The organism is Pseudomonas sp. S3_A09 (assembly GCF_054668065.1).
The window spans coordinates 158144-184662 of record NZ_CP162752.1 but is presented as its reverse complement, the minus strand read 5'-3'; the positions used below and the strand labels follow the sequence as shown (position 1 = coordinate 184662).

At 62.5% G+C, this 26519-nt stretch carries 27 protein-coding genes; 14 read left to right on the top strand and 13 right to left on the bottom strand.

Annotated features, from left to right (window positions below; translation table 11 throughout):
• Positions 1-7: 7 nt before the first annotated feature.
• Positions 8-571 (bottom strand): dihydrofolate reductase family protein, encoded by a 564-nt coding sequence (locus tag AB4N92_RS00935; protein ID WP_010209500.1) that lies wholly within the window; start codon positions 569-571, stop codon positions 8-10.
• Positions 572-683: 112 nt separating this feature from the next.
• Here AB4N92_RS00935 and lepB point away from each other — a divergent pair, with 112 nt between their 5' ends.
• Together lepB and AB4N92_RS00925 are read left to right on the top strand one after the other, a co-directional pair.
• A complete protein-coding gene (lepB, locus tag AB4N92_RS00930) occupies positions 684-1352 on the top strand; it encodes a signal peptidase I (protein WP_029529106.1) in 669 nt (222 codons plus the stop codon).
• Positions 1353-1544: 192 nt separating this feature from the next.
• Complete coding sequence (locus AB4N92_RS00925; protein WP_042572127.1) at positions 1545-2327, top strand: SDR family oxidoreductase; 783 nt, start codon at positions 1545-1547, stop codon at positions 2325-2327.
• Here AB4N92_RS00925 and AB4N92_RS00920 read toward each other — a convergent pair.
• The gene (locus AB4N92_RS00920; protein WP_010209504.1) at positions 2324-2653 is read right to left on the bottom strand and encodes a winged helix-turn-helix transcriptional regulator; all 330 of its coding nucleotides are present in this window, start codon (positions 2651-2653) and stop codon (positions 2324-2326) included. The two genes, AB4N92_RS00925 and AB4N92_RS00920, sit on opposite strands and share 4 nt — an antisense overlap.
• A 101-nt stretch (positions 2654-2754) precedes the next feature.
• Here AB4N92_RS00920 and AB4N92_RS00915 point away from each other — a divergent pair, with 101 nt between their 5' ends.
• The gene (locus AB4N92_RS00915; RefSeq protein WP_010209505.1) at positions 2755-3213 is read left to right on the top strand and encodes an HIT family protein; all 459 of its coding nucleotides are present in this window, start codon (positions 2755-2757) and stop codon (positions 3211-3213) included.
• A 126-nt stretch (positions 3214-3339) separates the two neighbouring features.
• Here the strand turns inward: AB4N92_RS00915 and AB4N92_RS00910 are convergent, their stop codons facing one another.
• The 7 genes from AB4N92_RS00910 to AB4N92_RS00880 all read right to left on the bottom strand — a co-directional run bounded on the left by AB4N92_RS00910 (position 3340) and on the right by AB4N92_RS00880 (position 10519).
• A complete protein-coding gene (locus AB4N92_RS00910) occupies positions 3340-3678 on the bottom strand; it encodes a Na+/H+ antiporter subunit G (protein WP_010209506.1) in 339 nt (112 codons plus the stop codon).
• A complete protein-coding gene (locus AB4N92_RS00905) occupies positions 3675-3953 on the bottom strand; it encodes a K+/H+ antiporter subunit F (RefSeq protein WP_010209507.1) in 279 nt (92 codons plus the stop codon). The genes AB4N92_RS00910 and AB4N92_RS00905 overlap by 4 nt, the downstream gene beginning before the upstream one ends.
• Entirely contained in the window at positions 3950-4438 is a 489-nt protein-coding gene (locus AB4N92_RS00900; protein WP_010209508.1) for a Na+/H+ antiporter subunit E, read from the bottom strand. Before AB4N92_RS00900 ends, AB4N92_RS00905 begins: the two co-directional genes overlap by 4 nt.
• Positions 4435-6117 carry a monovalent cation/H+ antiporter subunit D gene (locus AB4N92_RS00895; protein WP_010209510.1) on the bottom strand — a complete coding sequence of 561 codons (1683 nt, stop codon included), beginning with the start codon at positions 6115-6117 and terminating at the stop codon, positions 4435-4437. The genes AB4N92_RS00900 and AB4N92_RS00895 overlap by 4 nt, the downstream gene beginning before the upstream one ends.
• Positions 6114-6458 carry a Na+/H+ antiporter subunit C gene (locus AB4N92_RS00890; protein ID WP_003192163.1) on the bottom strand — a complete coding sequence of 115 codons (345 nt, stop codon included), beginning with the start codon at positions 6456-6458 and terminating at the stop codon, positions 6114-6116. Before AB4N92_RS00890 ends, AB4N92_RS00895 begins: the two co-directional genes overlap by 4 nt.
• Positions 6458-9379, bottom strand: a complete 2922-nt coding sequence (locus tag AB4N92_RS00885) for a monovalent cation/H+ antiporter subunit A (RefSeq protein ID WP_038453379.1) — start codon at positions 9377-9379, stop codon at positions 6458-6460. The genes AB4N92_RS00890 and AB4N92_RS00885 overlap by 1 nt, the downstream gene beginning before the upstream one ends.
• A gap of 210 nt (positions 9380-9589) precedes the next feature.
• Positions 9590-10519 carry a DMT family transporter gene (locus AB4N92_RS00880; RefSeq protein WP_010209516.1) on the bottom strand — a complete coding sequence of 310 codons (930 nt, stop codon included), beginning with the start codon at positions 10517-10519 and terminating at the stop codon, positions 9590-9592.
• Between the two features lie 92 nt (positions 10520-10611).
• Here AB4N92_RS00880 and AB4N92_RS00875 point away from each other — a divergent pair, with 92 nt between their 5' ends.
• The 11 genes from AB4N92_RS00875 to AB4N92_RS00825 all read left to right on the top strand — a co-directional run bounded on the left by AB4N92_RS00875 (position 10612) and on the right by AB4N92_RS00825 (position 21532).
• Positions 10612-11175, top strand: a complete 564-nt coding sequence (locus AB4N92_RS00875) for a helix-turn-helix domain-containing protein (protein WP_044287368.1) — start codon at positions 10612-10614, stop codon at positions 11173-11175.
• 154 nt (positions 11176-11329) lie between these two features.
• Positions 11330-12526 carry an SfnB family sulfur acquisition oxidoreductase gene (locus AB4N92_RS00870; RefSeq protein ID WP_236266936.1) on the top strand — a complete coding sequence of 399 codons (1197 nt, stop codon included), beginning with the start codon at positions 11330-11332 and terminating at the stop codon, positions 12524-12526.
• A gap of 11 nt (positions 12527-12537) precedes the next feature.
• On the top strand, positions 12538-12864 hold the full coding sequence (locus AB4N92_RS00865; protein ID WP_010209519.1) for an acyl-CoA dehydrogenase: 327 nt from the start codon (positions 12538-12540) through the stop codon (positions 12862-12864).
• Positions 12864-14243, top strand: coding sequence for an LLM class flavin-dependent oxidoreductase (locus AB4N92_RS00860; RefSeq protein ID WP_010209520.1), 1380 nt, complete (start codon positions 12864-12866; stop codon positions 14241-14243). Before AB4N92_RS00865 ends, AB4N92_RS00860 begins: the two co-directional genes overlap by 1 nt.
• 122 nt (positions 14244-14365) lie before the next feature.
• Positions 14366-15268: an AMP-binding protein gene (locus AB4N92_RS00855; RefSeq protein WP_069672535.1), complete on the top strand. Its 903-nt coding sequence runs from the start codon at positions 14366-14368 to the stop codon at positions 15266-15268.
• On the top strand, positions 15265-16038 hold the full coding sequence (locus AB4N92_RS00850) for an ABC transporter ATP-binding protein (protein WP_021492783.1): 774 nt from the start codon (positions 15265-15267) through the stop codon (positions 16036-16038). The genes AB4N92_RS00855 and AB4N92_RS00850 overlap by 4 nt, the downstream gene beginning before the upstream one ends.
• On the top strand, positions 16035-16916 hold the full coding sequence (locus tag AB4N92_RS00845; RefSeq protein ID WP_010209524.1) for a branched-chain amino acid ABC transporter permease: 882 nt from the start codon (positions 16035-16037) through the stop codon (positions 16914-16916). Before AB4N92_RS00850 ends, AB4N92_RS00845 begins: the two co-directional genes overlap by 4 nt.
• A 4-nt stretch (positions 16917-16920) precedes the next feature.
• Positions 16921-17970 (top strand): branched-chain amino acid ABC transporter permease, encoded by a 1050-nt coding sequence (locus AB4N92_RS00840; protein ID WP_010209525.1) that lies wholly within the window; start codon positions 16921-16923, stop codon positions 17968-17970.
• A gap of 46 nt (positions 17971-18016) precedes the next feature.
• Positions 18017-19357 (top strand): ABC transporter substrate-binding protein, encoded by a 1341-nt coding sequence (locus AB4N92_RS00835; RefSeq protein ID WP_010209526.1) that lies wholly within the window; start codon positions 18017-18019, stop codon positions 19355-19357.
• 3 nt (positions 19358-19360) lie between these two features.
• Positions 19361-20128 carry an ABC transporter ATP-binding protein gene (locus AB4N92_RS00830; protein ID WP_042572131.1) on the top strand — a complete coding sequence of 256 codons (768 nt, stop codon included), beginning with the start codon at positions 19361-19363 and terminating at the stop codon, positions 20126-20128.
• A gap of 12 nt (positions 20129-20140) precedes the next feature.
• Entirely contained in the window at positions 20141-21532 is a 1392-nt protein-coding gene (locus AB4N92_RS00825) for an FAD/NAD(P)-binding protein (protein WP_044287361.1), read from the top strand.
• Between the two features lie 231 nt (positions 21533-21763).
• On the opposite strand, the gene AB4N92_RS00820 is transcribed toward AB4N92_RS00825, so the two are convergent.
• From AB4N92_RS00820 to AB4N92_RS00805, 4 genes are read right to left on the bottom strand one after another with little or no spacing between them, the layout of a single operon-like run.
• Entirely contained in the window at positions 21764-23011 is a 1248-nt protein-coding gene (locus AB4N92_RS00820) for an efflux RND transporter periplasmic adaptor subunit (protein WP_010209530.1), read from the bottom strand.
• Positions 23001-24479: a TolC family protein gene (locus tag AB4N92_RS00815; RefSeq protein WP_042572134.1), complete on the bottom strand. Its 1479-nt coding sequence runs from the start codon at positions 24477-24479 to the stop codon at positions 23001-23003. Before AB4N92_RS00815 ends, AB4N92_RS00820 begins: the two co-directional genes overlap by 11 nt.
• Complete coding sequence (locus AB4N92_RS00810) at positions 24472-25689, bottom strand: ABC transporter permease (protein WP_042572135.1); 1218 nt, start codon at positions 25687-25689, stop codon at positions 24472-24474. The genes AB4N92_RS00815 and AB4N92_RS00810 overlap by 8 nt, the downstream gene beginning before the upstream one ends.
• Complete coding sequence (locus tag AB4N92_RS00805) at positions 25686-26390, bottom strand: ABC transporter ATP-binding protein (RefSeq protein WP_010209535.1); 705 nt, start codon at positions 26388-26390, stop codon at positions 25686-25688. Before AB4N92_RS00805 ends, AB4N92_RS00810 begins: the two co-directional genes overlap by 4 nt.
• Between the last annotated feature and the right edge of the window lie 129 nt (positions 26391-26519).

Here is a 26519-nt window from a genome sequence, read left to right as displayed (position 1 = left end):
CCAGTCCCTATTGCGCGGCGCGAGTGCCTGTCATCACTTGATACTGGCTCTGAACAAAACCATTGTCCGACACGTAGGTTCCGACGTGGTGCAGCGCATGCTCACTGCCAAGCTGGTTGAACAGTGGAATACCTTGCCCCAGCACAACCGGGATACGCGTAATGATCAGCTCATTGACCAGGCCTGCTTCAAGAAACGTCTGAATCGTCTGGCCGCCGTCGATATAGACGTGCTTCATACCGCGTTCGGCTAGCGTTGCCATGAGTGAGGTGACGTCTCCCGCCATGACCTCCAACTTGCCCTCCAGATGCGCAGGGATCCGCAGAGGCTGATGGGAGAGCGCAATGACCGGCGTACCCTCATAGGGCCACTCGGGAAAAGACAGCACTTTCTCCAGGGTTTTGCGCCCCATCACCAGCGCATCCACCGTGGCGATAAAGCTTTCATAGGTCACGCCGCTCAACTCGCTGGCTTCATACTCGGGTCGATGCAACCAGTCGATATCACCGTCCGGACGGGCAATGAAGCCGTCGACGCTCGCTGCGATGAAGACTGAGCATTTGATATCCATGGCGGAAACTCCTTTTAGTGCGCTTGGACGCTAATGTTAATTTAATCCCCGCGTGCAACAACCGGGCGTCTAAGAAGCAGCCCTGACACCCCTTTCTGCAGTGCGAGGATGTATGCGAAGTTGGTTGATCCGTTACCGTTACGCAATCATTTTCTGGATGTGCTTCGGCGTTTTCCGTACGTCCCTGGCTGACTGGAACCCCATTCCTTCTGGCTCCATGCGCCCGACCTTGCTGGAGGGCGATGTGGTGCTGGTGAACCGGGTGGCGTATGACCTCAAGGTGCCGCTCACGGACATTTCCCTGGCCAGGCTCGATAACCCTCAGCGCGGTGACGTGGTGACGTTCTCGTCGCCCAAGGATGGCATGCGCCTGATCAAGCGCATTGTCGGCATTCCCGGTGACACCCTGGAAATGAAAGATGAAGTGTTGTGGGTCAACGGCGTGCCTGCTACCTACAGTGATGCGCAAGACATCAGCGAACCGATTGTTCCCGGCCATACGGTGCCGGGGATCAAGCTGAATGAGTGGGTGGCCAACCGTCAGCGCACGGTGCAGTTCATGCCGACGGTGCGCGCGTTGCGTGATTTCGGGCCGGTGGTGGTGCCGGCCGAAAGCTATTTCATGCTGGGGGACAACCGCGATAACAGCGATGACTCGCGGTATATCGGCTTCGTGCCACGTCGGCTTCTGATCGGGCGCGCACATCATGTGCTGGCCTCTGCGGACATCCTGGATCATTGGATGCCACGCCTGAACAGATTTGGTGCAAAGATCCTGTAACGGCGAGCGCATCGATTGCCACCCGATGCATCGCTAGGTGCTGACAAGCCGGCTCCTTCCGTTGGGTGTGTTGCGCAGGCCCCATGAGTCCGGACACTTACTTTTGAGTGAGCCCATTACCTTTTCGTGCGTTCTTGTGGCCTGTTCGTCCCGTTCCTATCCTGGGTTTTCTTTTAACCAGGAGTAGGTTCCATGAGCTTTGATCTCGGACTAACAGGCCTTCGCGCGCTGGTCACCGGTGGCACCAAAGGTATCGGTGCGGCCGTGGTTGCCGTGTTGCAGGCGCAGGGCGCCCAGGTGGTTTCGGTCGCGCGTTCGGCGGTGGTTTCGCCACCCGAGGGTGTGCATTTCATCGCCGCCGACCTGGGCACTGCCGCCGGTTGCACCAGCGCTACCCAGGCGGTGAAGGAGCAATTTGGCGGCGTGGATATCATCGTCAATGTACTCGGCGGTTCGAGTGCGCCGGGCGGTGGTTTTGCGGTGCTCGATGATGAGCAATGGGCGAATGCGCTCAACCAGAACCTGATGGCGGCGGTGCGCGTGGATCGGGCGCTGTTGCCGGGCATGGTCGAGCGTGGGGCAGGTGTGATCATTCATGTCACGTCGATCCAGCGGGAGTTGCCGTTGCCGGAATCGACCACGGCGTATGCCGCTGCAAAGGCAGCGTTGGCGACGTACAGCAAGAGCCTGTCGAAAGAAGTGACGCCCAAGGGCGTTCGGGTCGTGCGGGTTTCGCCGGGTTGGGTGGAGACGGATGCGGCGGTCGCGCTGGCAGAGCGTCTGGCGGACGAAGCCGGAACCGATTACGCAGGTGGCAAGCAGATCATCATGCAGGCGCTGGGTGGCATACCTTTGGGTCGGCCTGCAAAGCCTGAGGAAGTGGCTGATTTGATCGCTTTCCTGGTCTCGCCCCGCGCCGCGTCGATCAGCGGCACCGAGTACGTGATCGACGGCGGCACCGTGCCCACGGTCTAGCGTGTCGTTTTGGCGGCCTGCCATTTGAGCAGGCCATCCAGCACCGGGCACAGGCTCTGGCCCCACTCGGTCATGCGGTACTCCACTTTGGGCGGCACCACCGGGTAGACCGTGCGCTGCACCAGACCATCAGCTTCGAGCTGGCGCAGTTGTTGAGCGAGCATCTTCTGTGAGATATCCGGGATCAGCCGTTCAAGGTCGGAATAACGCTGCACCTGGCCGCCGAACAGGTGAAACAGGATGATCAGCTTCCAGCGCCCGCCGAGCCAGGCGAGGGTGGTTTCGACATCGGCTGCGGCGGTGGCGGGGGTGTAGGTTTTGCTCATCGCATACGTCCTTGGGGCATTTCGGAAAATGCGCATTTATTTTGACGCCCGCCTGATCCTGGCTTTAGATGGTCGCCACGACCCAACTGGCGGTGATTCAAATGGAATGTATTTTCTGCAGCATCGTTAAAAAGACTTCCCCGGCGCACATCCTGTGGGAAGACGACCAGCATATGGCATTTTTGTCGATCTTCCCCAATACGCCGGGTTTCAGCGTAGTGATCCCCAAGCAGCATTACGGCAGCTATGCGTTTGCACAGTCGGATGAAGTGTTGGCCGGGCTCGCGATAGCGGCGAAGAAGACCGCGTTGCAGATCGACCGGGCGTTTCCGGATGTGGCGCGCACCGGGATGATGCTGGAAGGGTATGGGGTGGACCACCTGCATGCGAAGTTGTTTCCCATGCACGGGACGGGGTGTGACAGTACCTTCAAGCCGATCAGCTCCAAGGTGGAGAAGTTCTTCGAGGCGTACGAGGGCTATATCTCGTCCCACGATTATGTGCGGGCGGATGATGCTGAACTGGCGGAATTGGCAGCGCACATCAGGTCTTATGTCTGATACACAACCCAATGTGGGAGCGGGCTTGCTCGCGAAAGCGGAGTATCAGTCACTGTATGTGTTTCTGACACACCGCTTTCGCGAGCAAGCCGCTCCCACATTTTTCAAGGGGGTTCGCTTGATGAATCAGCGGCGGCTGCTGACCTCGGCCGGCACATCATCACCGGCCATGCGCTTGCGGAACAGTCCGGTGCGGGCCAATAGCAACGTGGTCACTGGCACCGTGATCGACAACAAAATCGGTATCAACCACCCGTGCAACACCGGCCCGGACTTGAGCACCGAAAAGTAGATGATCGACGCCAGCGCCACGCACCATGCGCCCAAGGTCGAGGCCAGTGCCGGCGGGTGCATGCGCTGAAAAAAGTCTTTCATCCGCAGCAAGCCAATCGCGCCAATCAACGCAAACACACTGCTCAATACCAGCAGTACGGCCACGATCACTTCCACCCATAACGGCATCATTCAATCACCTCCCCACGCAGCAGGAATTTCGCCAGGGCAAACGAGCCCACGAAGCCAAACAGCGCAATCAGCAGCGCCGCTTCAAAGTACGTGTCACTGGCATAACGAATGCCCAGCACCAGCATCATCAGCATCGCCAGGATGTACAAATAGTCCAGCGCCAGGACCCGATCCTGGGCCGACGGGCCTTTGAACAGGCGGATCAGTGTCAGCACCATGGCCAGCGAGAACAGGAACAGGCTCAACAGGATCGCATTGGAGAGCAGGGCGCTCATTCGAAGATCTCCATCAGGGGCCGTTCGTAGGTGGTCTTGAAGTGCTCGATGAAGGGCGCTTCGTCCTCCAGGTCAAACACGTGCAAGAGCAGGATGCTGCGGTCCAGCGCCAGTTCCGACCAGATAGTGCCGGGCACCACGGTGGTGATCATCGACAGCGCAGCCAGGCCGTTGGGGTCGCGCAGGTCCAGGGGGATCTTGACGAAGCGCGACCGCGGCGCTCGTGTGCCGCACATCAATACGCCCCAGGCCACTTGCAGGTTGGAGATGATTACATCGCGGCCGACCAGGAAGAACAGGCGAATGATCACCCCAGGGCGGCGAATGCGGATCGGCAAGGGGCGTAGCGGCGCCATCATCAATGGCGCAAGAAAGCCCAGCAAGGCGCCCAGCAGCAGGTTGCCGGGACTCACGGACAGGTTCAGCACCAGCCACAACGACCACAACGCCAGCGACAACCACGGGGCAGGGAACAGGCGCTTCATGGTTGCACCTCCAGCGCGGCGGTCTTGGCTTCAGGGCTTGGCACCGGACGCGTGGCCATCACCGCCATCACGTAGTGTTCCGGGTTGTTCAGGCTGACGGCTGTGTCCTGGGTGTAGCGCATCAACGGCTCGGCCTTGAAGGTGAGCAGGATGCTCAGACCCAGCAGGAAGAAGATCGGCAGGCACTCGTAGCGACGCAGTAGCGGCGAAGGGCGCTCTTCCGGGGTCCAGAAACGCTGGATGCCCAGGCGGGCGAAAGCGATCAGCGAGGCCAGGCCAGACAGGATCAACAGTGCGACCAAGCCCCAGGCAGCCGGGCGTATCGGCGCGTCAATGCTGACACCCAGGCCCAGCGGATTGACCAGCGCGCTCAACAAGCTGAGCTTGCCGATAAACCCGGACAGCGGCGGCATGCCGATAATCAGCAGTGCACAGGCAACAAAGCTCAAGCCAAGGAAGGCCATGGTCCAGGGAATCACTTGGCCGACCACGGCTTTCTGTTCATCGTCGAGGTTCACGCCGGGCCGCGGATGCAGGGATTCCATGGCCTTGGGCAACGCATCGATTTCCTCATCCAGTGGCAGGTCATTGGCCGAGCGCGAACGTTCGATCAGTTCAGCCAGCAGGAACAGCGCACTCAGCGCCAACGTCGAGCTGACCAGATAGAAAAGCGCCCCCGCCGTCAGGCTGGGTTGAGCGAAACCGACGGCAGACAACAAGATTCCCGCCGACACCAGAATGCTCAAGCTGGCCATGCGCTCCAGCCGCTGCGCCGCCACCATCGCCAAACCGGCGCAGAGGATGGTTGCCATGCCGCCATACACCAGCCAATCGCCGCCAAACAATGCCGATGCACCGGCCTGGCCGGAGAACAACAGGGTCCACAGGCGCAGCACGGTGTACACGCCGACCTTGGTCATGATCGCAAACATCGCCGCCACCGGCGCGCTGGCCGAGGAGTAGGCGGGGGCCAGCCAGAAGTTCAGCGGCCACATGCCAGCTTTGGCCAGGAACGCGGTCGCGAGGATAGCGGCACCTGCGTGCAACAGTCCGCGATCGGCCTCGGGCACCAGCGGGATTTTCAGCGCCAGGTCCGCGAAGTTCAGCGTGCCGGTGACACCGTAGATCATCGCCGCGCCAATCAGGAACAGCGACGAGGCCAGCAGGTTGATCGCAATGTAATGCAGCCCCGACGACACCCGCGCACGGCCGGAACCGTGCAGCATCAAACCATAGGACGCCGCCAGCAGCACCTCGAAGAACACGAACAGGTTGAACAGGTCCGCCGTGAGGAATGCGCCATACAAACCCATCATCTGAATCTGGAACAGTGCATGGAAGCTGGTGCCGGCACGGTCCCAACGGGCCATGGCGAACAGCAGCGCGCTCACACCGATGATCCCGGTAAGCACCAGCATCAACGCCGAGAGTTGGTCGACCACCAGCACGATGCCGAATGGCACCTGCCAGTTGCCCGGCAGGTAGACGCCAATCGAGCCGGGGCCGCCTTTTTGCGTCCAGTACAACAGCAGGATCGCGATGCCGAGGCCGATGACGCTGGAGAACAGGTTGATCTTGGCCTTCAGCGGACGGCGTTTTTCGCCGAGCATCAGCATCAGTGCGGCGGTGAGCAACGGCAGCAGGATGGGGGCGACGATCAGTTGGTTGACCCAATTCATTCCTTGGGCTCCCTGCCATCCACGTGGTCAGTGCCGGTCAGGCCCCGTGAGGCCAGCAGCACCACCAGAAACAGCGCGGTCATGGCGAAGCTGATCACGATGGCGGTGAGCACCAGCGCTTGGGGCAGCGGATCGGTGTAGTTGAGCAGGTCTTGTGGCACGCCGTCCTTGATGATCGGCTCCTTGCCGATAAACAGGCTGCCCATGCTGAAAATGAACAGGTTGACCCCGTACGACAGCAGGCACAGGCCCATCACCACCTGGAACGTCCGTGGCCGCAGGATCAGCCAGACGCCGGAGGCGGCCAGGACCCCAATGGCAATTGCGATGACTTCTTCCATCAGGCGGCTCCTTCCGTTGCGGCAACTACTTTGGCCTGGTTGCTCGGTTTATGGGCACGCACGGACTGGTGACCGAGGGCGGTGAGCATCAGCAGCGTGGAGCCTACGACCATGGCGTACACGCCGACGTCGAAGAACAAGGCGCTGGCGATGTGAATATCGCCGAGCACCGGCAGGCTGAAATGCCAGGTGTGGGTGGTGAGGAATGGATACCCGGCAAACAGTGCGCCGAGACCGGTCAGCGTCGCCGAGAACAGGCCAAAGCCCATCCAGCGCATCGGCCGCAGGCTCATCTGCGCCTCGACCCACTGCGTGCCGGCAACCATGTATTGCAGGATAAACGCCACGGACATCACCAGGCCCGCGACAAACCCGCCGCCTGGCTGATTGTGCCCGCGCATGAACAGGTAGAACGACACTACCAGCGCAATCGGCAGCAGCAGGCGCACCAGCACCGCCGGCACCATCATGAAGCCCAGGGCGGTGTCGCTGGCCTGGCGCGGGTTGACCAGGTCGGTGGCCACGTCCGGCGCCAACTGACGCTGTTGCGCGGGCAATTGCATGCTTTCCTTGGACGGGCGGAAGCGGCGCAGCAGGGCGTATACCGTCAGCGCCACGGCGCCAAGTACGGTGATTTCACCCAGTGTGTCGAAGCCGCGGAAATCCACCAGCATCACGTTCACCACATTGCTGCCGCCACCTTCGGGCAGGGCACGGCTGAGGTAGAACGAGGAGATATCGTTGGGCGTCTGGCGGGTCAGCATCGCATAGGACAGCAACGCCATGCCGCCACCCACCACGGTCGACAACAGGAAGTCGCGTACCCGTCGAATCCGCGCTTTGCGCAAGGTGTTCGGCAATGGCGACACCTCCTCTATCCGCCGGGGCAGCCAGCGCAGACCCAGCAGGATCAGCACGGTGGTGACCACTTCCACAACCAACTGGGTCAGCGCCAGGTCCGGCGCCGAGAACCACACGAAGGTCACGCAGGTCATCAGGCCGCACACGCTGACCATGGTCAGGGCCGCCAGCCGGTGGTACTTGGCTTGCCAGGCGGCACCCAGGGCGCAGGCAATTGCCAGCAGCCACAGGGTCACGAACACGATGGAGCCTGGGATTTTCGGGCGATCGCCCCAGCTCAAGCCACTGTTGAGCATCGGGATCATGCCGCCGATCACCGCCACCAATACCAGCAAGAAGAGTTGAGTCTGCAGGCGCTTGGTGCTGATGCGTTTTTCGATCTTGCGCACGCCGCGCATCATCACTACCAGGCTGCGCTCGAAGCCGCGCTTGCCGTTGAAGTAACTGATGATGGGCGGGTATTTGAAGCGACCGCGCTTGAGTTGCTTGCGCAGCAGCAGGTACAACACCACGCCGCCGGACATCGCCACCAGGCTCATGATCATCGGCGCGTTCCAGCCGTGCCAGATCGCCAGGCTGTATTCCGGTAGTTCACCGCCGACGACGGGCAGGGCGGCGGCAGCGAGGATCGAACCGACCACCTGAGCCGGGAAGATCCCCACCAGCAGGCAGGTGAACACCAGCAACTCGACCGGCGCGCGCATCCAGCGCGGCGGTTCGTGGGGCGTGTGCGGGAGATGGGTGGCAGGCGGACCGAAGAACACATCCACGGTAAAGCGCAGGGCATAGGCCACGCTGAACGTGCCGGCAATCGTCGCAATCAGCGGCAGGGCAATTTCGACCCACGCGGTCGATGAGATAAACACGGTCTCGGCAAAAAACATCTCTTTGGACAGGAATCCATTGAGCAGCGGCACGCCGGCCATCGAGGCACTGGCGACCATCGCCAGGGTCGCGGTAAACGGGATCAGCTTGACCAGCCCGCTGAGCTTGCGGATGTCCCGCGTGCCGCTCTCATGGTCGATGATGCCGGCCGCCATGAACAGCGAGGCCTTGAACGTGGCATGGTTGAGAATATGGAAAACGGCTGCGACGGCAGCCAGTGGGCTGTTGAGACCCAGCAGCAAGGTGATCAGCCCGAGGTGGCTGATGGTGGAGTAGGCCAGCAGGCCCTTGAGGTCATTTTGGAACATGGCGCAGTAGGCGCCGAGGAGGAGGGTGAGCGCGCCGGCACCGCCGACGATCCAGAACCATTCTTCGCTGCCGGACAGCGAGGGCCACAGGCGGGCCAGCAGGAACACGCCGGCCTTCACCATCGTCGCCGAATGCAGATACGCCGACACCGGCGTGGGGGCCGCCATCGCGTGGGGCAGCCAGAAGTGGAAGGGGAACTGGGCGCTTTTGCTCAGGGCGCCGATCAGTACCAGGGCGAGCATGACCGGGTACAGCGAATGGGCGCGAATCTGATCGCCCGCCGCCAGCACCCGGTCCAGGTCATAGCTGCCGACGATATGCCCCAGCAGCATCACGCCCGCCAACAGGCACAGGCCGCCGGCGCCGGTGACCATCAACGCCATGTATGCGCCGCGTCGCGCATCGGCGCGGTGGTGCCAATAGCCAATCAGTAGGAACGAGAACAGGCTGGTCAGTTCCCAGAAGAACACGATCTGGATCAGGTTGCCGGAGATCACCAGCCCGAGCATGGCGCCCATGAATGCCAGGAAAAACGCGAAGAAGCGCGGCACCGGGTCGTCCGGCGACATGTAATAGCGCGCATACAGCGACACCAGCGTGCCGATGCCCAGCACCAGCATCGAGAACAGCCAGGCAAACCCGTCCATGCGCAAAACGAAGTTCAGCCCAAGGCTGGGCAACCACATGAATTCTTCGCGGATCACGCCACCGTGGGCGATCTGAGGGTAAAGCAGGGCGACTTGAATAGTACCGACCAGTGCGACAAGGCCGGCCAACAGGGATTCGGTGTTACGTGCGTTGTGCGGCAGCAAGGCCGCCAGACAGCTGCCAATAAACGGCAGAAGCAGTAGAACTATCAGGGACATAGGCTTCTAATCTGCGGAAGTTTGGGATGCATCATACGTGCCGCTTTCACGATCACCAAACGGCAAGATGTGGCAGGATCCTACAAGGTAGGCCGAAACCGCTCATTTAGCTTTGTTTCAAGCGAGCCTGTTCCAGTGTCCACACCGCCCTCTGTAGGCGCCGGGCTTGCTTGCGATGGCGATCTGACAGCCACTGCAAGCATTCGGACCTTATCCCTGCTGTTCCTGTTCCCGCTCATCGCGCAATTCGAGGGCCTTCTGCCCCTTGGTCTTCATCTCACTGACAATCACCGCCGCCACAATCAACGCCGCGCCCACCATCGCAATCGGCGGGAAGCGCTCCCCGGCGATTCGCCCCACCACGCCTGCCCACACCGGCTCACCGGCATAAATCAACGTGGCACGGGTTGGCGATACGCTTTGCTGGGCCCAGTTCATGGCGACCTGGATCACCGCACTGGTCAAGCCCAGGCCCACTGCGCTGAACAGCAACAGCCAGGAGAAACCCGGCAATGCTTCGCCCATCGGCACCACCATCAGGAACGACAGCAACGATGCCGTGGCCAGTTGCACCACGGTCACCCGGCGCACATCCACCTGGCCGGCAAAGGCACTGATCAGGATGATCTCCGCCGCAATCGCGACCGCCCCGATCAAGGTGGCGATTTCACCAGGGCTGAAATTCAGCGAAGCGCCCGCCGGCCCGGTCAGCAGCATCAGCCCGGTGAACGCCAGCATGATACCGATGCTCGGCATCAACCCCGGGCGCCGCCCTAGCACCAGCCATTGCAGCAATGGCACGAAGGGCACATAGAGCGCGGTGATAAACGCCGACTGGCTGCTCAGGATCGTCTGCAGGCCAATGGTCTGCAATCCGTAGCCAAACATGATCGCTACGCCGATAAACACCCCGGCCTTCAACTCGAACAGGGTCAGGTCGCGCAGGGTGCGCAAGGAAAAGAACCCCACCACGATGGCCGCCGCCGCAAACCGCAGGCCGACGAAAAACATCGGGCCGCTGACGGTCATCGCATGCTGCACCAACAAAAAGGTGCCGCCCCAGATCATGGTGATCACCACCAGGATGCATTCGGCTTTGCTGAAGCGGTTGAAACGCGAAGGGGAGTTTGGGGTGGTCATGGCGGCTCGGTCTTGCAAGGGAAAGGCACGGACCGCACAATGCGCCGCACGCTGGGCAGTATACTGCGCACACCCACCCATTGAGCAATATAGTGCACAAAGAAAATCCACACCGGGCTTCGGTCCTGCAGCACGTCAGCCAGAACGTTCGTCGCCTGCGCCACGCCGCCGACCTGAGCCAGACCGCGCTTTCGGAAAAATCCGGGGTCAGCCGGCGCATGCTGGTGGCCATCGAGGCAGGGGAAAAGAATGTCAGCTTGTCCACCCTCGACCGTGTCGCCGAAGCGTTGGACGTAGCCTTCAGTGACCTGATCCAGGCCCCGGATGCGCCTGACCACAGCCGCATCAACGAACTGGCCTGGGCGGGTGAAATTCCGGGGAGCAAAGCGGTGCTGTTGGCCAAGGCCACGGCGCGGCGTGAGGTCGAATTATGGGAAATGCAACTGGAGCCAGGTGATCGCTACAGTCCCGACCCCGACCCGGATGGCTGGAGCGTGCAGCTATTTGTATTCGAAGGCTGCCTCACATTGCTGGTGGGCGATGAAGAGAAGCGCGTTGCCGCCGGTGAGTTTTATATGTTCGCCAGCCGTCACGTCCATGGCTATCGCAATGACGGCGATGTGGCTGTGCGGTTTGTGCGCAACGTGGTGATCTAACTGTTCACCCGGCAACAGTGGATGGACACTTTGCTGGTTTGAACTACGCGCTACTGCGCTTAATTGCCAGCAACTCGCTGATTTTATTGGCGATTAGATTCAGGCACGACTCCTGCAATCACTCCAGTATCCCCTCGGAGCCTGGAGTCGGCCCATGTCAGCCCACCCTCAACACCCTGCCCATGTCATCCGCTCGGACGCGGAAGCCATCGAAGTCGCCACGCGCCTGGCCGCACGGTTTGCTGTCGACGCCAGCGCGCGCGACCGTGAGCGTCGCCTGCCGGTGGCCGAACTCGACGAATTCTCTGCCAGCGGCCTATGGGGCATCACCATTCCCAAAGAGTACGGCGGCGCAGGAGTGTCCTATGTGACGGTCGCCGAGGTGATCAAATTGATCTCCGCCGCCGACCCGTCCCTGGGGCAGATCCCGCAGAACCACTTGGGCGTGGTGGACATCCTGCTGCAAACGGCCACAGAGGCACAAAAGCAGCACTACTTCGGCAAAGTCCTCCAGGGCTACCGCTTCGGCAACGCCTTCTCCGAAGCCAAGAGCAAAAACGCCGGCACCTTCGACACGCAGATTCGCTTCCACGGTGAAACCGCGCAAATCAACGGCGAGAAGTTCTACTGCACCGGCGCGCTGTTTGCCCATATCGTGCCGACGGTCGGCAATAACGAACACGGCCAGGCGTTCATTGGCTTTGTCGAGCGCGATGCACCAGGCCTGACCGTGATCGACAATTGGGATGGCTTTGGTCAGCGCACCACCGCCAGCGGCGGCGTGACCCTCGATGGCGTCACCGTGCCGTTGAGCGCGGTAGTCCCTGCGCACCTGGCCTTCGATCAACCCACGGCCGATGGCCCGATCTCGCAAATTATCCAGGCTGCCGTCGATACCGGCATCGCCCTCGGCGCCCTTGAGCAGGCGAAGATTTTCGCGCGCCAGGCACGCCCATGGATCGACAGCCAGCAGGATCACGGCTGGCAAGACCCGTTCACCATCGCCGCCATCGGCGACCTGGAATGGCGGGTGCACGGCACCGAAGCCATCCTCGCCAAGGCCGGCCAGGCGGTGGACCGCGCCCTTGCCGAGCCGAGTAAAGACTCCGTCGCCCATGCCTCGCTGGTCGTCGCCCAGGCCAAAGTGTTGTCCGCCGAAACCGCCTTGCTCGCCAGCAGCAAACTCTTCGAACTGGCCGGCACCCGCTCGGTCACCGGCAAGCACAACCTCGACCGTTTCTGGCGCAATGCGCGCACCCACACCCTGCACGACCCGGCCCGCTGGAAATATCACCTGATCGGTAATTTCGTGCTCAACGGCGTGAAACCCGCGCGCCACGCCTGGAACTAAGGAGCTTAACCATGACCGCACTGAGCCTTGCGCGCCAACTCTTGGACAGCACCCGCCGGCATGTCGAGAAAAGCGCTGACCCTTACGTGATCAGCCGCTTTGGCGACTTACAGATCCGCGTCGATGTCGCCGCTGCCCTGTTGGAACGCGCCGAAACCCACCCCAGCCCGGTGGCCGCCACCGAAGCGCAAATTGCCGCCGCCGAAGCCCTGATCGCCGCGAGCAACGCCGAATTCGAACTCACCGGGCAACGCACCGCACTGCCGTCGACCCTCGACGACCCCCTGCGCTGGAAATACCAGGTCGTCGGCAATTATCACCTCAACGGAGTGCTTTGATGTCCCGTGAAATCCGCTTGAATGCCTTCGACATGAATTGTGTCGGCCACCAATCTCCGGGACTGTGGGCCCATCCGCGTGACCGTTCGTGGCAGTACAAGGATCTGGAATACTGGACCGACCTGGCGAAAATCCTCGAACGAGGCAAGTTTGACGGCCTGTTTATCGCCGACGTGCTCGGTATTTATGACGTCTACAACGGCAACGGCGATGCGGCGATTCGCCAGGCCGCGCAGGTGCCGGTCAATGATCCGCTGTCGCTGATCGCGCCGATGGCCTTGGTCACCGAGCATCTGGGTTTTGGCCTCACTGCTTCGTTGTCCTTTGAGCATCCGTACCCGTTCGCCCGCCGTCTCTCCACCCTCGACCACCTGACCAAGGGCCGTGTCGGCTGGAACATCGTCACCTCCTACCTGGAAAGCGGCGCCAAGAATCTCGGGCAGCAAGCCCAGACCGAACACGACGCGCGCTACGACTACGCCGAGGAATACCTGGAGGTTTGCTACAAACTCTGGGAAGGCAGTTGGGAGGAGGGCGCTGTCTTGCGTGACCGTGAGCGCCGGATTTTCAGCGACCCGAGCAAGATCCACGAAATCCGCCATGTCGGCAAACACTTCCAGGTGCCCGGCATTCACCTCTGCGAGCCGTCGCCGCAGCGCACGCCGGTGCTCTACCAGGCCGGTGCGTCCAGCCGTGGCAAGCAGTTTGCCGCTGAACAGGCCGAGTGCGTATTCGTCGCCGCGCCCTCCAAGGTGCTGCTGAAAAAGACGGTCGCCGACATCCGCCGCCGCGCCGCCGAAGCCGGGCGGGATCCGCAGAAGATCCTGATCTTCAACCTGCAGACGGTGATCGTCGGTGAGACCGACGCCAAGGCCAAGGCCAAGTTTGACGAATACAAATCCTACGTCAGCTACGAAGGCGCGATGGCGCTGATCTCTGGCTGGACCGGTATCGACTTCAGCCAGTTCAAGCCTGATGAACCGCTCAAGCACGTGCACACCAACGCGATTCAATCGGCGGTGGAAGCCTTCTCCACGGCGGACCCGAACAAAGTCTGGACGCCAAACGAACTGGCCGATTGGGTCGGCATCGGCGGTTTTGGCCCGCTGTTTGTCGGCGGCCCGGAAACCGTGGCGGACCTGTTGCAGGAATGGGTCGAAGAGACCGATGTCGACGGCTTCAACCTAGCCTATGCACTGACCCATGAAACCTTCATCGACGCCGTGGACCTGCTGGTGCCGGAGTTGCAGAAGCGTGGTGTGTACAAGACCGAATACGCCCAGGGCACCTTGCGCGAGAAGTTGTTTGGCGACGGTGCGAGGTTGGCCTCTAACCATCCTGGCGCCAGCTACCGCGACCTCAAAGCCACCCGTCTCTGATTGAAACACCTCGGTCAATGTGGGAGCAGGCACGCCAGCTCCCACCGTTTGATCTTTATTGTTTGATCGATACCCGCCAGCGGACCACCGCACGCACACCACCCAATAGGAGCAACCCCCCTATGAGCGTGCACGAACTCAAACGTCCGCTGGTCCTGGAATGGCCTGCCGAACTCCTCGGCAACCTGCCCAAGGCGCTGGAACAACTGCAGCACTGGGCGCAGATCACGCCGCTGCACACCGCCCTGCGCCACAAGCGCCAGGGGCAGTGGTACGCGTGGCGCTGGATTGACGCATTGCGTGACGTCGAGCGCCTGGCCGATGGCTTGCGCCAGCAAGGTTTCGGCGAGCACTCGCGGCTGGCCCTGAGCGGTGCGTTCGAGCCGAACCTGTTGTTGCTGGCGCTGGCGGCGCAATCCATCGGCGGGCAGGTCCTGACCCTGGCCGATGACCTGGAACCCGAGGCGCTCCAGCCGCACCTGTGGCGCATTCGCCCCACCCATGCTTATGTGCAGAACCGCCAGACCGTGCGCCATTGGCAGTCGGCCAATTTGTTGGACTTCGTCCAATTGCTCGGTCCGTTGGCGCCCGCGCAACACCTCGCACGTTGGTGGCACCCCACAGGCGAAACTTCATTGTGGAGCGAAGAGGGCACCCATTGGCAGGGCGGCCTGGCGGTGGTCCTGGAGCAGTGGCTGAACAGCGGCCATGGCCTGGCCTTTCCGGAAAGCCTGGCGTCGGCGCGACGTGATCGCAGTGAAGTCGCTCCCACCGGCCTGCTGTTGTCGCCCGCACGCCTGCAGCACTTGGCCGACGAGATCGAAAGCCGCCTGGCGCCCCACGGCACCTGGCGTCGGCGCCTCTGCGACTGGGCCATCGCCCATCCTCAAAGCGGCCTGCGTCGCCTGCTGAAAAACCGCGTGCGCAAACTCCTGGGTTTCCAGCGACTGGCGTATATCTGGCAACCCGTCAAATCCACCCCTTCGCCGGCGTGGCTGGCGGAATTCAAGCGGGACATCGCATGAGCCAGGCCATTCTCCAAGTGCGGGATATTTCGCTGTCGTTCAAGGGCGTCAAGGCGATCAATGCCTTGTCCTTCGAGGTGGCGCGCGGCGAAATCTGCGCGCTGATCGGGCCCAATGGTGCCGGTAAAAGCTCGCTGCTCAACGTGCTCAATGGTGTGTATCGCTTCGACGCCGGCGAGATCGTCTTCGAAGACCAGCACTTCCACCGCATCGACCCCTTGGGGGCCGCGCGCCGGGGCATTGGCCGCACCTTCCAGAACAACGCGCTGTTCAAGAAGATGAGCGTGCTCGACAACATTCTCACCGGCCTGTCGCGCCACATGCGCAGCAGCGTTATCGAACAGGCCCTGGGCTTGCCCCGCGCACGCCGAGAAGCCGAAGCATTCCGGCTGCGGGCCCAGGGCATTCTCGAATTCCTTGAGCTGCAAGCCCATCGCGATGTGTTGGTGGGCAACCTGTCCTACGGCCTGCAAAAGCGCGTGGAACTCGGCCGGGCGTTGATCGCAGGGCCGAGCCTGTTGCTGCTGGATGAGCCCATGGCTGGCATGAATGCCGAAGAAAAACAGGAAATGGCGCGCTTCGTCGCCGACGTAAACCGCGACCTCGGCACTACCGTGGTGTTGATCGAACACGACATGGGCGTGGTGATGGGCCTGTCCGACCATGTGGTGGTGCTCGATTACGGGCGCAAGGTCGGCGACGGCACACCAGCCGACGTGCAGGCCAATCCCGAGGTGATCGCGGCCTACCTGGGAGTTGTAAACGCATGACGTTCTTCTTCGAAACCCTGCTCGGCGGCCTGCTCGCCGGCACCATGTACTCGCTGGTTGCCATCGGCTTCGTGCTGATCTACAAGGCCAGTGGTGTGTTCAATTTCGCCCAGGGCTCGATGCTGCTGTTTGCCGCGCTGACATTCGTCAGCCTGCATGACCAAGGCGTGCCGTTTGCCCTGGCGCTGCTGGTGACAGTGATCGTGATGATCGTCGGCGCCTTGCTCATCGAACGTTTGGTGCTGCGGCCGCTGGTAAACCGTTCGCAAATCACCCTGTTTATGGCCACATTGGGCCTGTCGTTCATTATCGAAGGCCTGGCCCAGGGCTTGATGGGTTCCCAGGTGCGCGCCCTTGACCTGGGCATCGACGACGTGCCGCTGTTCGTTGGCCCGCTGATGCTCAGCCAGTTCGACCTGATCGCTGCCGCCGCCGCTGTGGTGCTGGTGACCGTGCTGGCGCTGCTGTTCAACAAGACCCGCATCGGTGTGTCGCTGCGTGCGGTGGCGGATGACACCACGGCGGCGCTGTCCATCGGCATCAACCTCAACCGCATCTGGCAGATCGTCTGGGCGGTGGCGGGCATCGTCGGGCTGGTGGCTGGCCTGCTGTGGGGCGCGCGCCAGGGCGTACAGTTTTCCTTGTCGCTGGTGGTGCTAAAGGCTTTGCCGGTGCTGATCATCGGCGGGTTTACCTCGATTGGCGGGGCGATTGTCGGCGGGCTGATTGTCGGCGCGGCGGAGAACCTCGCCGAGGTGTACATCGGCCCATTGATTGGCGGCGGCATCACGCCTTGGTTCGCCTATGTATTGGCCCTGGCCTTCCTGTATATCCGTCCCGCCGGCCTGTTCGGCGAGCGCGCCATCGAGCGAGTCTGAAACCATGTCGATCCCCGTTGCTCAAGACACCGCGCCGTTGCTGCTGATTCAGCGGCGCATCCCCTGGGCCCTGATCGGCCTGTTGGCGCTGGCCTTTATCGTGGTGCCGCTGTGGGGCAATGACTATTGGCTGAACGCGATCCTGATCCCGTTCCTGGTGCTGTCGCTGGCCGGGCTGGGCCTGAACCTGCTCACCGGCTACACCGGCCAGACCTCAGTGGGGGCGGCCGGCTTCATGGCCGTCGGCGCGTTTGCGACCTATGGGTTTTTGCTGCGCCTGCCGGAGCTGGGGTTGCCGGTGGCTCTGCTCGGCGGTGGCATCATCAGCGCCTTGGTCGGCCTGCTGTTTGGCCTGCCGAGCTCGCGGATCAAGGGCTTCTACCTGATGGTCACCACCCTGGCCGCGCAGTTTTTCCTGGAGTGGCTGTTCGTCAAGTTCCCCTGGTTCTACAACTACGGTTCGTCAGGGACCATTTCCGCGCCGAAGCTGGCGCTGTTCGGTCATGACCTCAACACGCCGTTGGGCCGTTACCTGCTGACCCTGGTCACCGTGCTGCTGTTGACCTGGACCGCGATAAATCTGGTGCGCAGCCAGGTCGGGCGCAACTGGATGGCGATCCGTGACATGGACACCGCCGCCGCCGTGGTCGGCATCCCGGTGGTGCGCTACAAGCGCCTGGCGTTTGCGGTCAGCTCGTTTTACTTAGGGATTGCCGGCGCGCTGTGGGCCTTTGCCTACCTGGGCACGGCCAGCGCCAGTAGCTTCGATATCAATCGTTCCTTCCAGATCCTGTTCATCATCATTATCGGTGGCATGGGCAGCATCGCCGGCAACTTTGTCGGTGCGGCCTTCATCAGCCTGCTGCCGATCTTCCTCAGCCATGCCGGCCAGGCACTCTTCGGCGGTTCGGTGGATGCGGGGCAGTTGCAGAACCTGCAGAAAATCATCTTTGGCGTGTTGATCATCGTGTTCTTGATCAAGGAACCCGAGGGTTTGATTCGCCTGTTGCACAACCTGCGTGACCGTGTGCGGCAGTGGCCGCTGCGTTTCTGAGCCTTTTCGACTGACTGTTTATTTTACTGACTGATAGAGAGCCCCCATGCGTGCATCCTTGAAACGTTCCTTGATCGGCGCCGCGTTTACGCTGGCAACCCTGGCCGGTGCGGTCCCCCAGGCGACGGCCTCGCCGGACCAGCAGTTCATTCCCCTGGCCACCTATCGCGTGGGCGCCTACGCCTCCAGCGGTGTGCAGGTGTGGGCCGGGATGATCGACTATTTGCGTTATATCAACGAGGTCGAAGGCGGCATCAATGGCGTAAAGCTGGTGTGGCAGGAGTGCGAAACCGAGTGGACGGCGGAGAAGGGCATCGAGTGCTATGAGCGCTTCAAGAATGGCCTGGATGGCGCGCCGGTCGCGGTCTACCAGCCCAACGGCGCGCCAGCGGCGTATGCGCTGAGCGAGCGCGCGGAGGTCGACAAGATCCCGCTGATCACCCTCGGCTACGGCCGCACCGAAGCCACTGACGGCACCGTGTTCCCTTACAACTTCCCGGTGATGCTGACCTTCTACAGCGAGGCATCGACGCTGGTGAACTACATCGCCCAGCGCGAAGGCGGCTTCGACAAACTCAAGGGCAAGAAGATCGCCACGGTCTACCACGACTCGGCCTATGGTCGCGAAACCCTCGGCCCGCTGAAGTTGCTGGCGGAAAAGTACGGCTTCGAAAACATCCAGATTCCGGTGGCCGATCCCGGCAACGAACAATCCGCGCAATGGCGGCAGGTGCGTCAGGCCAACCCGGACTGGGTGTTCCTGCGCACCTGGGGTGTGTCCACGCCGGTCGCGGTAAAGACCGCCGCGCGCTTCGGCTTCCCGGTCGACCACATCATCGGCGATATCTGGGCCAGCTCCAGCGAAGACGTGTTGCCCGCCGGTGCCGCCGCCAAGGGCTACCTGGCCCTCACGCCATACCCGGCCGGGGCTGATTTCGAGATCCACAAGCGCCTCAAGCAGTACATCCTCGACAAGGGCCACAGCGACCTCAAGGACCTGAAGAACTTCGGCAGCGTCTACTACAACTCCGGCCTGGTGAACGCCGCCGTGGCGGTAGAAGCGATTCGCACCGGCCAGGCCAAGTTCGGCAAGCGCCCGCTCAATGGCGAAGAAGGCCGCTGGGGCCTGGAGCACCTGAACATCGACGATGCGCGCTTGAAGGACATGGGCTACCTGGGCCTGATGCAGAACCTCAAGCTGTCGTGCCGCGACCATGAAGGTGGTGGGTCGGCGCGAGTGCAACAGTGGGACGGCGCCAACTGGACGCTGATCAGCGACTGGATCGCCGCCGACCGCGCGCTGTTGCGCCCGCTGATCGATGACAAATCGGCAGCGTTCGCCAAGGAAAAAGGTCTGACGCCGCGTACCTGCACCGGGGATGAATAAACCATGAGCCAGCCCGCCGCTGAATCCGCCAGCCAGGCACTGTTAAGCGTCAACGACATCGAAGTGATCTATGACGGCGCGATCCTCGCGGTAGCCGGTGTGTCGCTGAGCGTACCCAAGGGCGCGATCGTGGCCTTGCTCGGTGCCAATGGCGCCGGCAAGAGCACCACGCTCAAGGCCATCTCCGGGTTGGTGCGTGCCGAGCGGGCCGAGGTCAGCCGGGGCACGATCGAATACGCTGGCACCGACCTGGCCGGCATCGACCCCAGCCAGCGCGTGCGCCAGGGCATGGTCCACGTGCTGGAAGGTCGCCATGTGTTCGGCCAACTGAGCGTGGAAGATAACCTGCGCAGCGGTGGTTTTGTCCGGCGCCTGAGCCGCCAGGAGATGGAGCACGACCTCGAACGCCTCTACGCCTGGTTCCCACGGCTCAAGACCAAGCGCCACACCCGCGCCGGCCTCACCTCGGGCGGCGAGCAGCAGATGGTCGCCATCGGCCGGGCGTTGATGACCCGTCCTACTTTGGTATTGCTCGACGAGCCGTCCATGGGTTTGGCGCCTATGATCGTGCAGGAGATTTTCGAGATCATCGGTCAGCTCAACCGCGAGCAGCAGGTGAGCTTCCTGATCGCCGAGCAGAACATCAACGTCGCGCTGAACTATGCGTCCCACGGCTACGTATTGGATACTGGGCGCGTGGCCTTGAGTGGCAGTGCCGCTGAACTGTTGGCGCGGGGTGACTTGCATGACATTTATCTGGGCAAACGGTAAGGGCGACTCTGCATGACTGAATCCATCCGCAACGCTGATGTACTGATCATCGGCGGCGGCCTGAGCGGCACGATGCTGGCCGTGCAACTGCTGCGCCTGCCTGGCCAACGCCGGATCCTGGTGATCGAGCCGCGCGCGGAACTGGGGCGCGGCGAGGCCTACAGTGCTGTCGAACTGGGCCATACCCTGAACGGCAATGCGGCGCGCATGAGTGTCGATCCGGACAATGCCGACGACCTGACCCAATGGCTCACCGACTACATCGGCGCTGGTGGCTGGCCCGAGTCCGACCAGCAACGCGTGCCGATCAGCGAACTGTTCCCGCCGCGCGGGATTTTTGGTTTGTACGCCCAGCAGCGCTTGGCTGAGGCCAGGGCGCAGTCCGCATCCAGCGTCGAGCACGTGCGCGGCGAAGTGGTCGACCTGCAAGTGGAGGAAGCCTCGACGCTGCTGACCCTCGATAACGGCCAGCAACTGCGCGGCGGGTTTGCGGTATTGGCCACCGGCATGTTCCCGGCGGCCCGTACACCACAGACTGAATCCACAGGGCTGAACGCGGCGGCGGTGGACCCGTGGGATGTCAAGGCGATGACCGGGATTGACCCACAAGCGCCGGTGCTGATCATCGGGTCGGGGCTGACTATGGTCGACGCCGTGGTCTCCCTGGAACAGGCCGGGCATCGCGGGCCCGTCGAGGTTTTCTCGCGTCACGGCTTGCTGCCCCATGTGCGCCGGCAACCGCCGAGCTGGGTGGATTTTCTCGGCGAGGATCACCGTCTGCGCAGCCCACGGCAGTTGTTGCGCGAAGTCCGTCGGCAATGCGCTATCGCGCAAACGCAGGGCATTGATTGGCAAGCGCCGCTGGACACCGTGCGCGCGCACATCGGCCGCCTGTGGAGCCAGGCCAGCGAGCGCGAGAAACGCCAGTTCGTGCGGCATGTGCGGCCGTGGTGGGAAAGCCATCATCACCGTTCGCCGCCGTTGAGCGCGCAGTTGGTGGCACGCTTGCATGATGAGGGGCGTTTGCGGATTCGGGCAGCCTCCTTCAAGGGCTTGGAGCCTTCGGCTGAAGGCGTGACCATTCGCTTGCGTCATCGCGGCGAGCAAGCCATCACCCTGGTTTCGGGTGCAGCGCTGATCAACTCCAGCGGCATCGAATACGACTGGCGCCGTGTGGCTCGTCCGCTGCCGCAGCAATTGCTCAAACGTGGACTGGTCCGCCCCGGGCCGCTGGCGTTGGGGATTGCGGCGGATGCGTCGGGCGCGGTGCTGGACGCCGAGGGCACTATCAGCCGGCGCCTGTTCGCCATGGGCCCGCCGTTGCGCGGGATGTGGTGGGAAAGCACCGCAGTGACGGATGTAGCGCTGCAAGCCAAGGCGCTGGCCGCACGACTCACCCTGTAGCGGGCTTGTCAGCTCCCACATTTGAATCGCGGGGCAACAGTAGGAGAGTGGTTGGCTGTCAGGCCGCCTTCGCGGGCAAGCCAGCTCCCACATTTGGATCGCGGGGCAACAGTAGGAGAGTGGGTGGCTGTCAGGCTGCCTTCGCGGGCAAGCCCGCTCCCACATTTGGATCGCGGGGCAACAGTTGGAGAGAGGTTGGCTGTCAGGTCGGCTTCGCGGGCAAGGCAGATCCTACAAGGGGTTTGTTTTCACGAAGCCGGGTTTGAGGCCGAACACTTCCACGCCTTGGGCCGTCGCTTGCCCGGTGGTCACCTTCACCCGCTCCGACGGCTTATCCATCGCCTCGCGGTATTCGACCGTCTTATCCGCCCGGATCGCCTGGCTCGGAATCACAATCGCCTGCGCATTGTTGTAAGTCACAATAGTCAACCGCGCACTCATCCCCAGCCGCACCCGCTGCAACTGCTGCGGCGTGAGTTTGGGGATCGACAGGGTCACTGGAAACTGCGCGCTGCCCTGGCTGTCACCGGCAATCGCCAAGCCGCTCACCACGCTTACCGAGCCAGTCAGTCGCTCGCCGTCAAAACCATCCCCCAGCACTTCCACTGCCTGGCCCTGATGCAACTGGTTGATGTCCAGCTCCGAGACCTTGGCGACGATTTTAAGCCGTTCGATGTTCGCCAGGCCAAACAGCACCTGACCCTGACTGACCTTGCTGCCGGCTTGCACCGGGGCCGTGTTGTTGCCGCCAGCCTGAGGTGAATTATTGCCGGGTGGTGGCACCACAATGCCGGAGAACGGCGCCTTGACTTCCTTGCCTTCGAGCAGCTTGTGCAGGGCGTCGTATTTCACCGTGGCATTGGTCAGTTCCATGTCGGCGATCTGGCGGTATTCGCCCTTGCCCTGGTCGATGGCCTGCTGCAGTTCGCTGCGCGCGGAGGCAAGGTCCAGCTGTTGCTGCTGGGTCTGCTGCTTGAGGTCATCGAGTTCGTTGCGTGGGATGATGCCGCGCTTGAACAGGTTTTCACTTTCGGTAAGTTTGCGCTGGGTATTACCGGCTGTCATTTCGACGGTGCGTAAGCTGCGGCGCGCGCGGGTGACGGTAGGGCCGTTGTCCCAGTCCTGCATTTCCTGCACGGTGCGCCGGGCCTTGAGTTGGGCGGAAAGGGCGTCGCGCAGTTGCACCTCCAGGGTCGCCGGGTCCATGCGCAACAGTACCTGGCCGGCCTCGACGCGCTGGCCTTGCTCCACCAGATTGGCTTGCACATTGCCGTCGAAAGGCGCGGTGAGGGTGATAGTGGTGTCGGGCTCGATCTTGCCGACCAGGCCGATCTGGTGCACCAACGCCTCGGGCTTGACGGCCTGCCACTGCTCTTGGGTGCCAACCGGATCGGAGGCAGGGCTGCGCAAGGTCAGGACCGCGCCGCCCAGTAAGAGAATAAGTACAGCGCCCAGCAGGCGTTTCTGATTAGTAGTCATTGAGGGCAATTTCCCAACTTTCCAGCGTCATGCCCAGGGTCAAGTCGAGCTGGGTCTGGGCGTTCAAATAAGCGATCAGCGCATTCAGCTGCGCGTTTTCGGCGTTGCGCAGGTCGGTCTCGAAACTCAGCACCTGGAAGTTGGTGGAACGTCCGGCGCTGAGTTTTTCCCGCTCGATCTCGATCTTGCGCCGCGACAACTCCACGGCGCGCTGGGAGATTTCATATTGGCGCCAACGGGTACCGAGGTCGCGCACCACATCATTGACGCTGCGCTCCAGGGCCTGGCGCGCGTCGGTGATACGGATCTCCTGATCCTCCACATTCACCCGCGCGCGCACTTCAGCCTGGCGCGTACTGATGTCGCCGATGGGGATTTGCACCTGCACCCCGGCGTAGCTGTCCCAGGTGCGGTTGTTGGAACGGCCGGCGTTGTTATCGGTGTTGGCGCGTATCTGGTTGGCACCGGTCACCAAGTCCACCTGCCAGCGCCCGGAGTCCTTGGCGATTACCAGGTTGAGGTCGGCCTGCTGGCTGCCGAGCAAGACCGCCAGGTACTCCGGTTGCTGGGTCTGGGCCAGGGTAAAGGCCTGGCGCTTGTCGATCTGCATGGGCCTGGCCTCCAGGGCTTCGGTGGCGCGAATCGGTGTGGACAGGTCCAGGGCCAGCAGGCGCAGCAGGGCCAGGCGGTTGGTGTCCAGTTGGTTCTGCGCTTCTTCCACGCCGAGTTGCTGGGTGGCGATATCGGCTTCTGTCTGCACGATCTCGAACTCAGCCATGCGCCCGGCATTGATCAGCGCCTTGTTCACTTCCAGCAAGGTGCCGGAGCGCTTGAGGGCGTCCTGCACGATGCTCAACTGCTCCTGGGCGCGCAGCAGTTCGCGGTAGGTGGCGATGATCTGGCTGATGGTCTGTGCCACGGTGGCCTTGAGGTTCAGGCGGTTGGCCTGCTCCGACAGCCGTGACAGGCGCAGCGGTGCGGTGGTGGCGTCCCAGCCGGCGCCGCGCATCAGCGGCTGGATGATCGCCAGGTCAAGGCCGTCACTGCGGTAGCGGCCGGCGCGGTCGGCGTTGTTCAACTGCTGGGTCCAGGCCATGCTCAGGCGCGTGCCGTACTCGCCGAGCAGGCTGGTGGCCGGCGCCACGTTGGCATTGCGCGCATTGTCGGCCGAGCCGCGGGTGCTGCGGTAATAACTGTTGAGGGTGAGCTTGGGGTTGAACTCGTCTTCGGCCACGCGCAGGTCGAATTTCTGCGCCACCCGTTGCAGGTAGGCGCTGCGGATCGCCGGGTTGTTGCGCAGACCCAGGTACACCGCGTCGCCCAGGGTCAGGCTGGTGACCTGGGCATTCAACGAGACGCCCCGGTCATAGCCGCTGCGGGTCGTACTGGGTGCCGATGGCTTGATTACCACGTCGGCGGCCATGCCGGGCAGGCTGGCGAAGACGAGCAGCCAGAGCCATTTATTCATCGCGCAGGGCCTCCACCGGCTGCAAACGTGAGGCCGAGACCGCCGGGTAGATGCCAAAGAACAACCCCACCAGCAACGTACTGCCCACCCCCAATGGCAAGGCAGCAATCGCCAGGGCAAATTCCCAGCCCGACAGCCAGGCGTACAACCAGGCGGCGGTCAGGCCCAGCACGGCGCCGCAGAGGGCACCGACGGCGGTGAGGGTCACGGCTTCGAGCAGGAACAGGTTGCGGATATCTCGCTGACGCGCGCCGAGCGCCATGCGGATGCCGATCTCGCGGCGGCGCTCCGAAACGTTCATCAGCATCACGTTCATCACCCCCACGCCACCGCCCACCAGTGAGATTGCGCCCAGGGCCAGCAGCAGGTAGGCGAAGGTGCGGCTTTGCCGGGTCATGCCGTCGATCATCTGCTGGGGCACCTGGATGTCCACATCGTGGTCGGTCAGTTGGGGTTGCAGCGCGACAGCCACGTCCTTGGCGATACGCTCCATGTCCTGGCCGGGCGCAGCGCGGATGATCAGGTTGCCGATCTGCGGCGTTGCATAGATGCGGCGCATGCCTTCGGCGGGAATGAACAGCGACTCGTTGGCTTGCACCGGCATCAGCATCGCCCGTGGCTGGCTGCGCAGGATGCCCACGATCAGGAACAGGTAGTCGTTGATGCGCACGCGATCGCCCAAACGCAACGGGTCACCCGGCGCTCCGAGTGACTGGGCCACTTGGTCGCCGATCACACCATAGGTTTCGTTGGCATCGAAACCCGACAGGAAGCGCCCCTGTTGCAACGCCAAGCGCATCGCGTCCTTGATGTCCGGGGTGCTGCCGACTAAGTTGGCGTTGACGGTACGGCCATGGAACACGATGGGGCCGCTGAACAGTGTGAGGGCGCCGACATGGGCAATGCCCGGCACCGTCTGGCGCACGGCGTCCAGGTCGAGGCGGGCGGGCATCGGGACAGTGCTGGCGCCTTTGGGGGGGAACTGTGCGATCAGGGTGTCGGTGCCCATGTCCTTGAAAATCATCGCGGCATCCACTGCCGCGTTGTGGCCGATATTGATCAGCGCAACCACCGACGAGCTGCCGATCACGATACCCAGCAGGGCCAGGATCGAGCGCTTGCCCAGGGTGCGCAGGCTGACGAAGGCTTCATGCAGCAGTTGGCTGAAGTTCTGTTCGACCCGCAGGCTGCTCTTTACCCGCTCGGTCATGGGCACCCGGCCTCTTGCACCACGCCATTGCGCACCAGGATCTTGCGGTCCAGGCGCTCGGCGATGTGTGGGTCATGGGTGACGATGATCAGGGTGACCTGTTGTTCGCGGTTGAGCGTCAGCAGCAGTTCCATGATGTCTTGGGCGGTGGTGCTGTCGAGGTTGCCGGTGGGTTCGTCGGCGAGGATCACCGAGGGCTTGCCTACCAGCGCCCGGGCAATGGCAACCCGCTGGCGCTGGCCGCCGGACAGGTCGGCGGGGCGATGGTGGGCGCGGTCGGCCAGGCCGACTTGTTCGAGCATGCGCAGGGCTTGCTCCACCGACTCATGGCGCGACACGCCGCGATAACTCAGGGGCAGGGCGACATTGTCCAGAGCGCTGAGGCGTGGCAACAGGTTGAAGCTCTGGAACACAAAACCGATCTGCTGGTTGCGGATGGCCGCCAACTGGTCGGGCGTGGCCGTGAAGATATCGTGGCCGGCAAAGTGGTATTGGCCACAGTTGGGCAGGTCCAGCAGGCCGAGGATATTGAGCAGGGTGCTTTTGCCGGAGCCGGAGGCGCCGAGGATGCCGCAGCTGTCGCCGCGGGCGATGGACAGGCACACATCATTGAGAATGGACAGGTGCTGCCCGGCCAGCTGATAGCGTTTGCCGATGCCTTGCAGGGAGATCAAGCCTGGGTGCGCGGGGGTATCTGTCATGAATACGCCTTCAGTCTCGACGCTGCCGTCAGCCGCCCCAGTAAAGCTTTGTAACAAGTTAGGAGGTTGGCCGGGGATGCGTCATGGACTGCTTTTGTTTCTTGTTTTTAAAATATTGTTTGAATACTA

What these genes read in the sequence shown, in the direction of transcription:
- AB4N92_RS00900 (WP_010209508.1), bottom strand. Translation starts at nt 4,438, where the DNA reads ATGAAGCGCCTGTTCCCTGCCCCGTGGTTGTCGCTGGCGTTGTGGTCG.
- AB4N92_RS00815 (WP_042572134.1), bottom strand. Translation starts at nt 24,479, where the DNA reads ATGAATAAATGGCTCTGGCTGCTCGTCTTCGCCAGCCTGCCCGGCATG.
- AB4N92_RS00810 (WP_042572135.1), bottom strand. Translation starts at nt 25,689, where the DNA reads ATGACCGAGCGGGTAAAGAGCAGCCTGCGGGTCGAACAGAACTTCAGC.
- AB4N92_RS00865 (WP_010209519.1), top strand. Translation starts at nt 12,538, where the DNA reads ATGACCGCACTGAGCCTTGCGCGCCAACTCTTGGACAGCACCCGCCGG.
- AB4N92_RS00825 (WP_044287361.1), top strand. Translation starts at nt 20,141, where the DNA reads ATGACTGAATCCATCCGCAACGCTGATGTACTGATCATCGGCGGCGGC.
- AB4N92_RS00935 (WP_010209500.1), bottom strand. Translation starts at nt 571, where the DNA reads ATGGATATCAAATGCTCAGTCTTCATCGCAGCGAGCGTCGACGGCTTC.
- AB4N92_RS00905 (WP_010209507.1), bottom strand. Translation starts at nt 3,953, where the DNA reads ATGAGCGCCCTGCTCTCCAATGCGATCCTGTTGAGCCTGTTCCTGTTC.
- AB4N92_RS00835 (WP_010209526.1), top strand. Translation starts at nt 18,017, where the DNA reads ATGCGTGCATCCTTGAAACGTTCCTTGATCGGCGCCGCGTTTACGCTG.
- AB4N92_RS00925 (WP_042572127.1), top strand. Translation starts at nt 1,545, where the DNA reads ATGAGCTTTGATCTCGGACTAACAGGCCTTCGCGCGCTGGTCACCGGT.
- AB4N92_RS00915 (WP_010209505.1), top strand. Translation starts at nt 2,755, where the DNA reads ATGGAATGTATTTTCTGCAGCATCGTTAAAAAGACTTCCCCGGCGCAC.
- AB4N92_RS00840 (WP_010209525.1), top strand. Translation starts at nt 16,921, where the DNA reads ATGTCGATCCCCGTTGCTCAAGACACCGCGCCGTTGCTGCTGATTCAG.
- AB4N92_RS00910 (WP_010209506.1), bottom strand. Translation starts at nt 3,678, where the DNA reads ATGATGCCGTTATGGGTGGAAGTGATCGTGGCCGTACTGCTGGTATTG.
- AB4N92_RS00850 (WP_021492783.1), top strand. Translation starts at nt 15,265, where the DNA reads ATGAGCCAGGCCATTCTCCAAGTGCGGGATATTTCGCTGTCGTTCAAG.
- AB4N92_RS00845 (WP_010209524.1), top strand. Translation starts at nt 16,035, where the DNA reads ATGACGTTCTTCTTCGAAACCCTGCTCGGCGGCCTGCTCGCCGGCACC.
- AB4N92_RS00860 (WP_010209520.1), top strand. Translation starts at nt 12,864, where the DNA reads ATGTCCCGTGAAATCCGCTTGAATGCCTTCGACATGAATTGTGTCGGC.
- AB4N92_RS00885 (WP_038453379.1), bottom strand. Translation starts at nt 9,379, where the DNA reads ATGTCCCTGATAGTTCTACTGCTTCTGCCGTTTATTGGCAGCTGTCTG.
- AB4N92_RS00890 (WP_003192163.1), bottom strand. Translation starts at nt 6,458, where the DNA reads ATGGAAGAAGTCATCGCAATTGCCATTGGGGTCCTGGCCGCCTCCGGC.
- AB4N92_RS00870 (WP_236266936.1), top strand. Translation starts at nt 11,330, where the DNA reads ATGTCAGCCCACCCTCAACACCCTGCCCATGTCATCCGCTCGGACGCG.
- AB4N92_RS00895 (WP_010209510.1), bottom strand. Translation starts at nt 6,117, where the DNA reads ATGAATTGGGTCAACCAACTGATCGTCGCCCCCATCCTGCTGCCGTTG.
- AB4N92_RS00880 (WP_010209516.1), bottom strand. Translation starts at nt 10,519, where the DNA reads ATGACCACCCCAAACTCCCCTTCGCGTTTCAACCGCTTCAGCAAAGCC.
- AB4N92_RS00855 (WP_069672535.1), top strand. Translation starts at nt 14,366, where the DNA reads ATGAGCGTGCACGAACTCAAACGTCCGCTGGTCCTGGAATGGCCTGCC.
- AB4N92_RS00920 (WP_010209504.1), bottom strand. Translation starts at nt 2,653, where the DNA reads ATGAGCAAAACCTACACCCCCGCCACCGCCGCAGCCGATGTCGAAACC.
- AB4N92_RS00820 (WP_010209530.1), bottom strand. Translation starts at nt 23,011, where the DNA reads ATGACTACTAATCAGAAACGCCTGCTGGGCGCTGTACTTATTCTCTTA.
- AB4N92_RS00805 (WP_010209535.1), bottom strand. Translation starts at nt 26,390, where the DNA reads ATGACAGATACCCCCGCGCACCCAGGCTTGATCTCCCTGCAAGGCATC.
- lepB (WP_029529106.1), top strand. Translation starts at nt 684, where the DNA reads ATGCGAAGTTGGTTGATCCGTTACCGTTACGCAATCATTTTCTGGATG.
- AB4N92_RS00830 (WP_042572131.1), top strand. Translation starts at nt 19,361, where the DNA reads ATGAGCCAGCCCGCCGCTGAATCCGCCAGCCAGGCACTGTTAAGCGTC.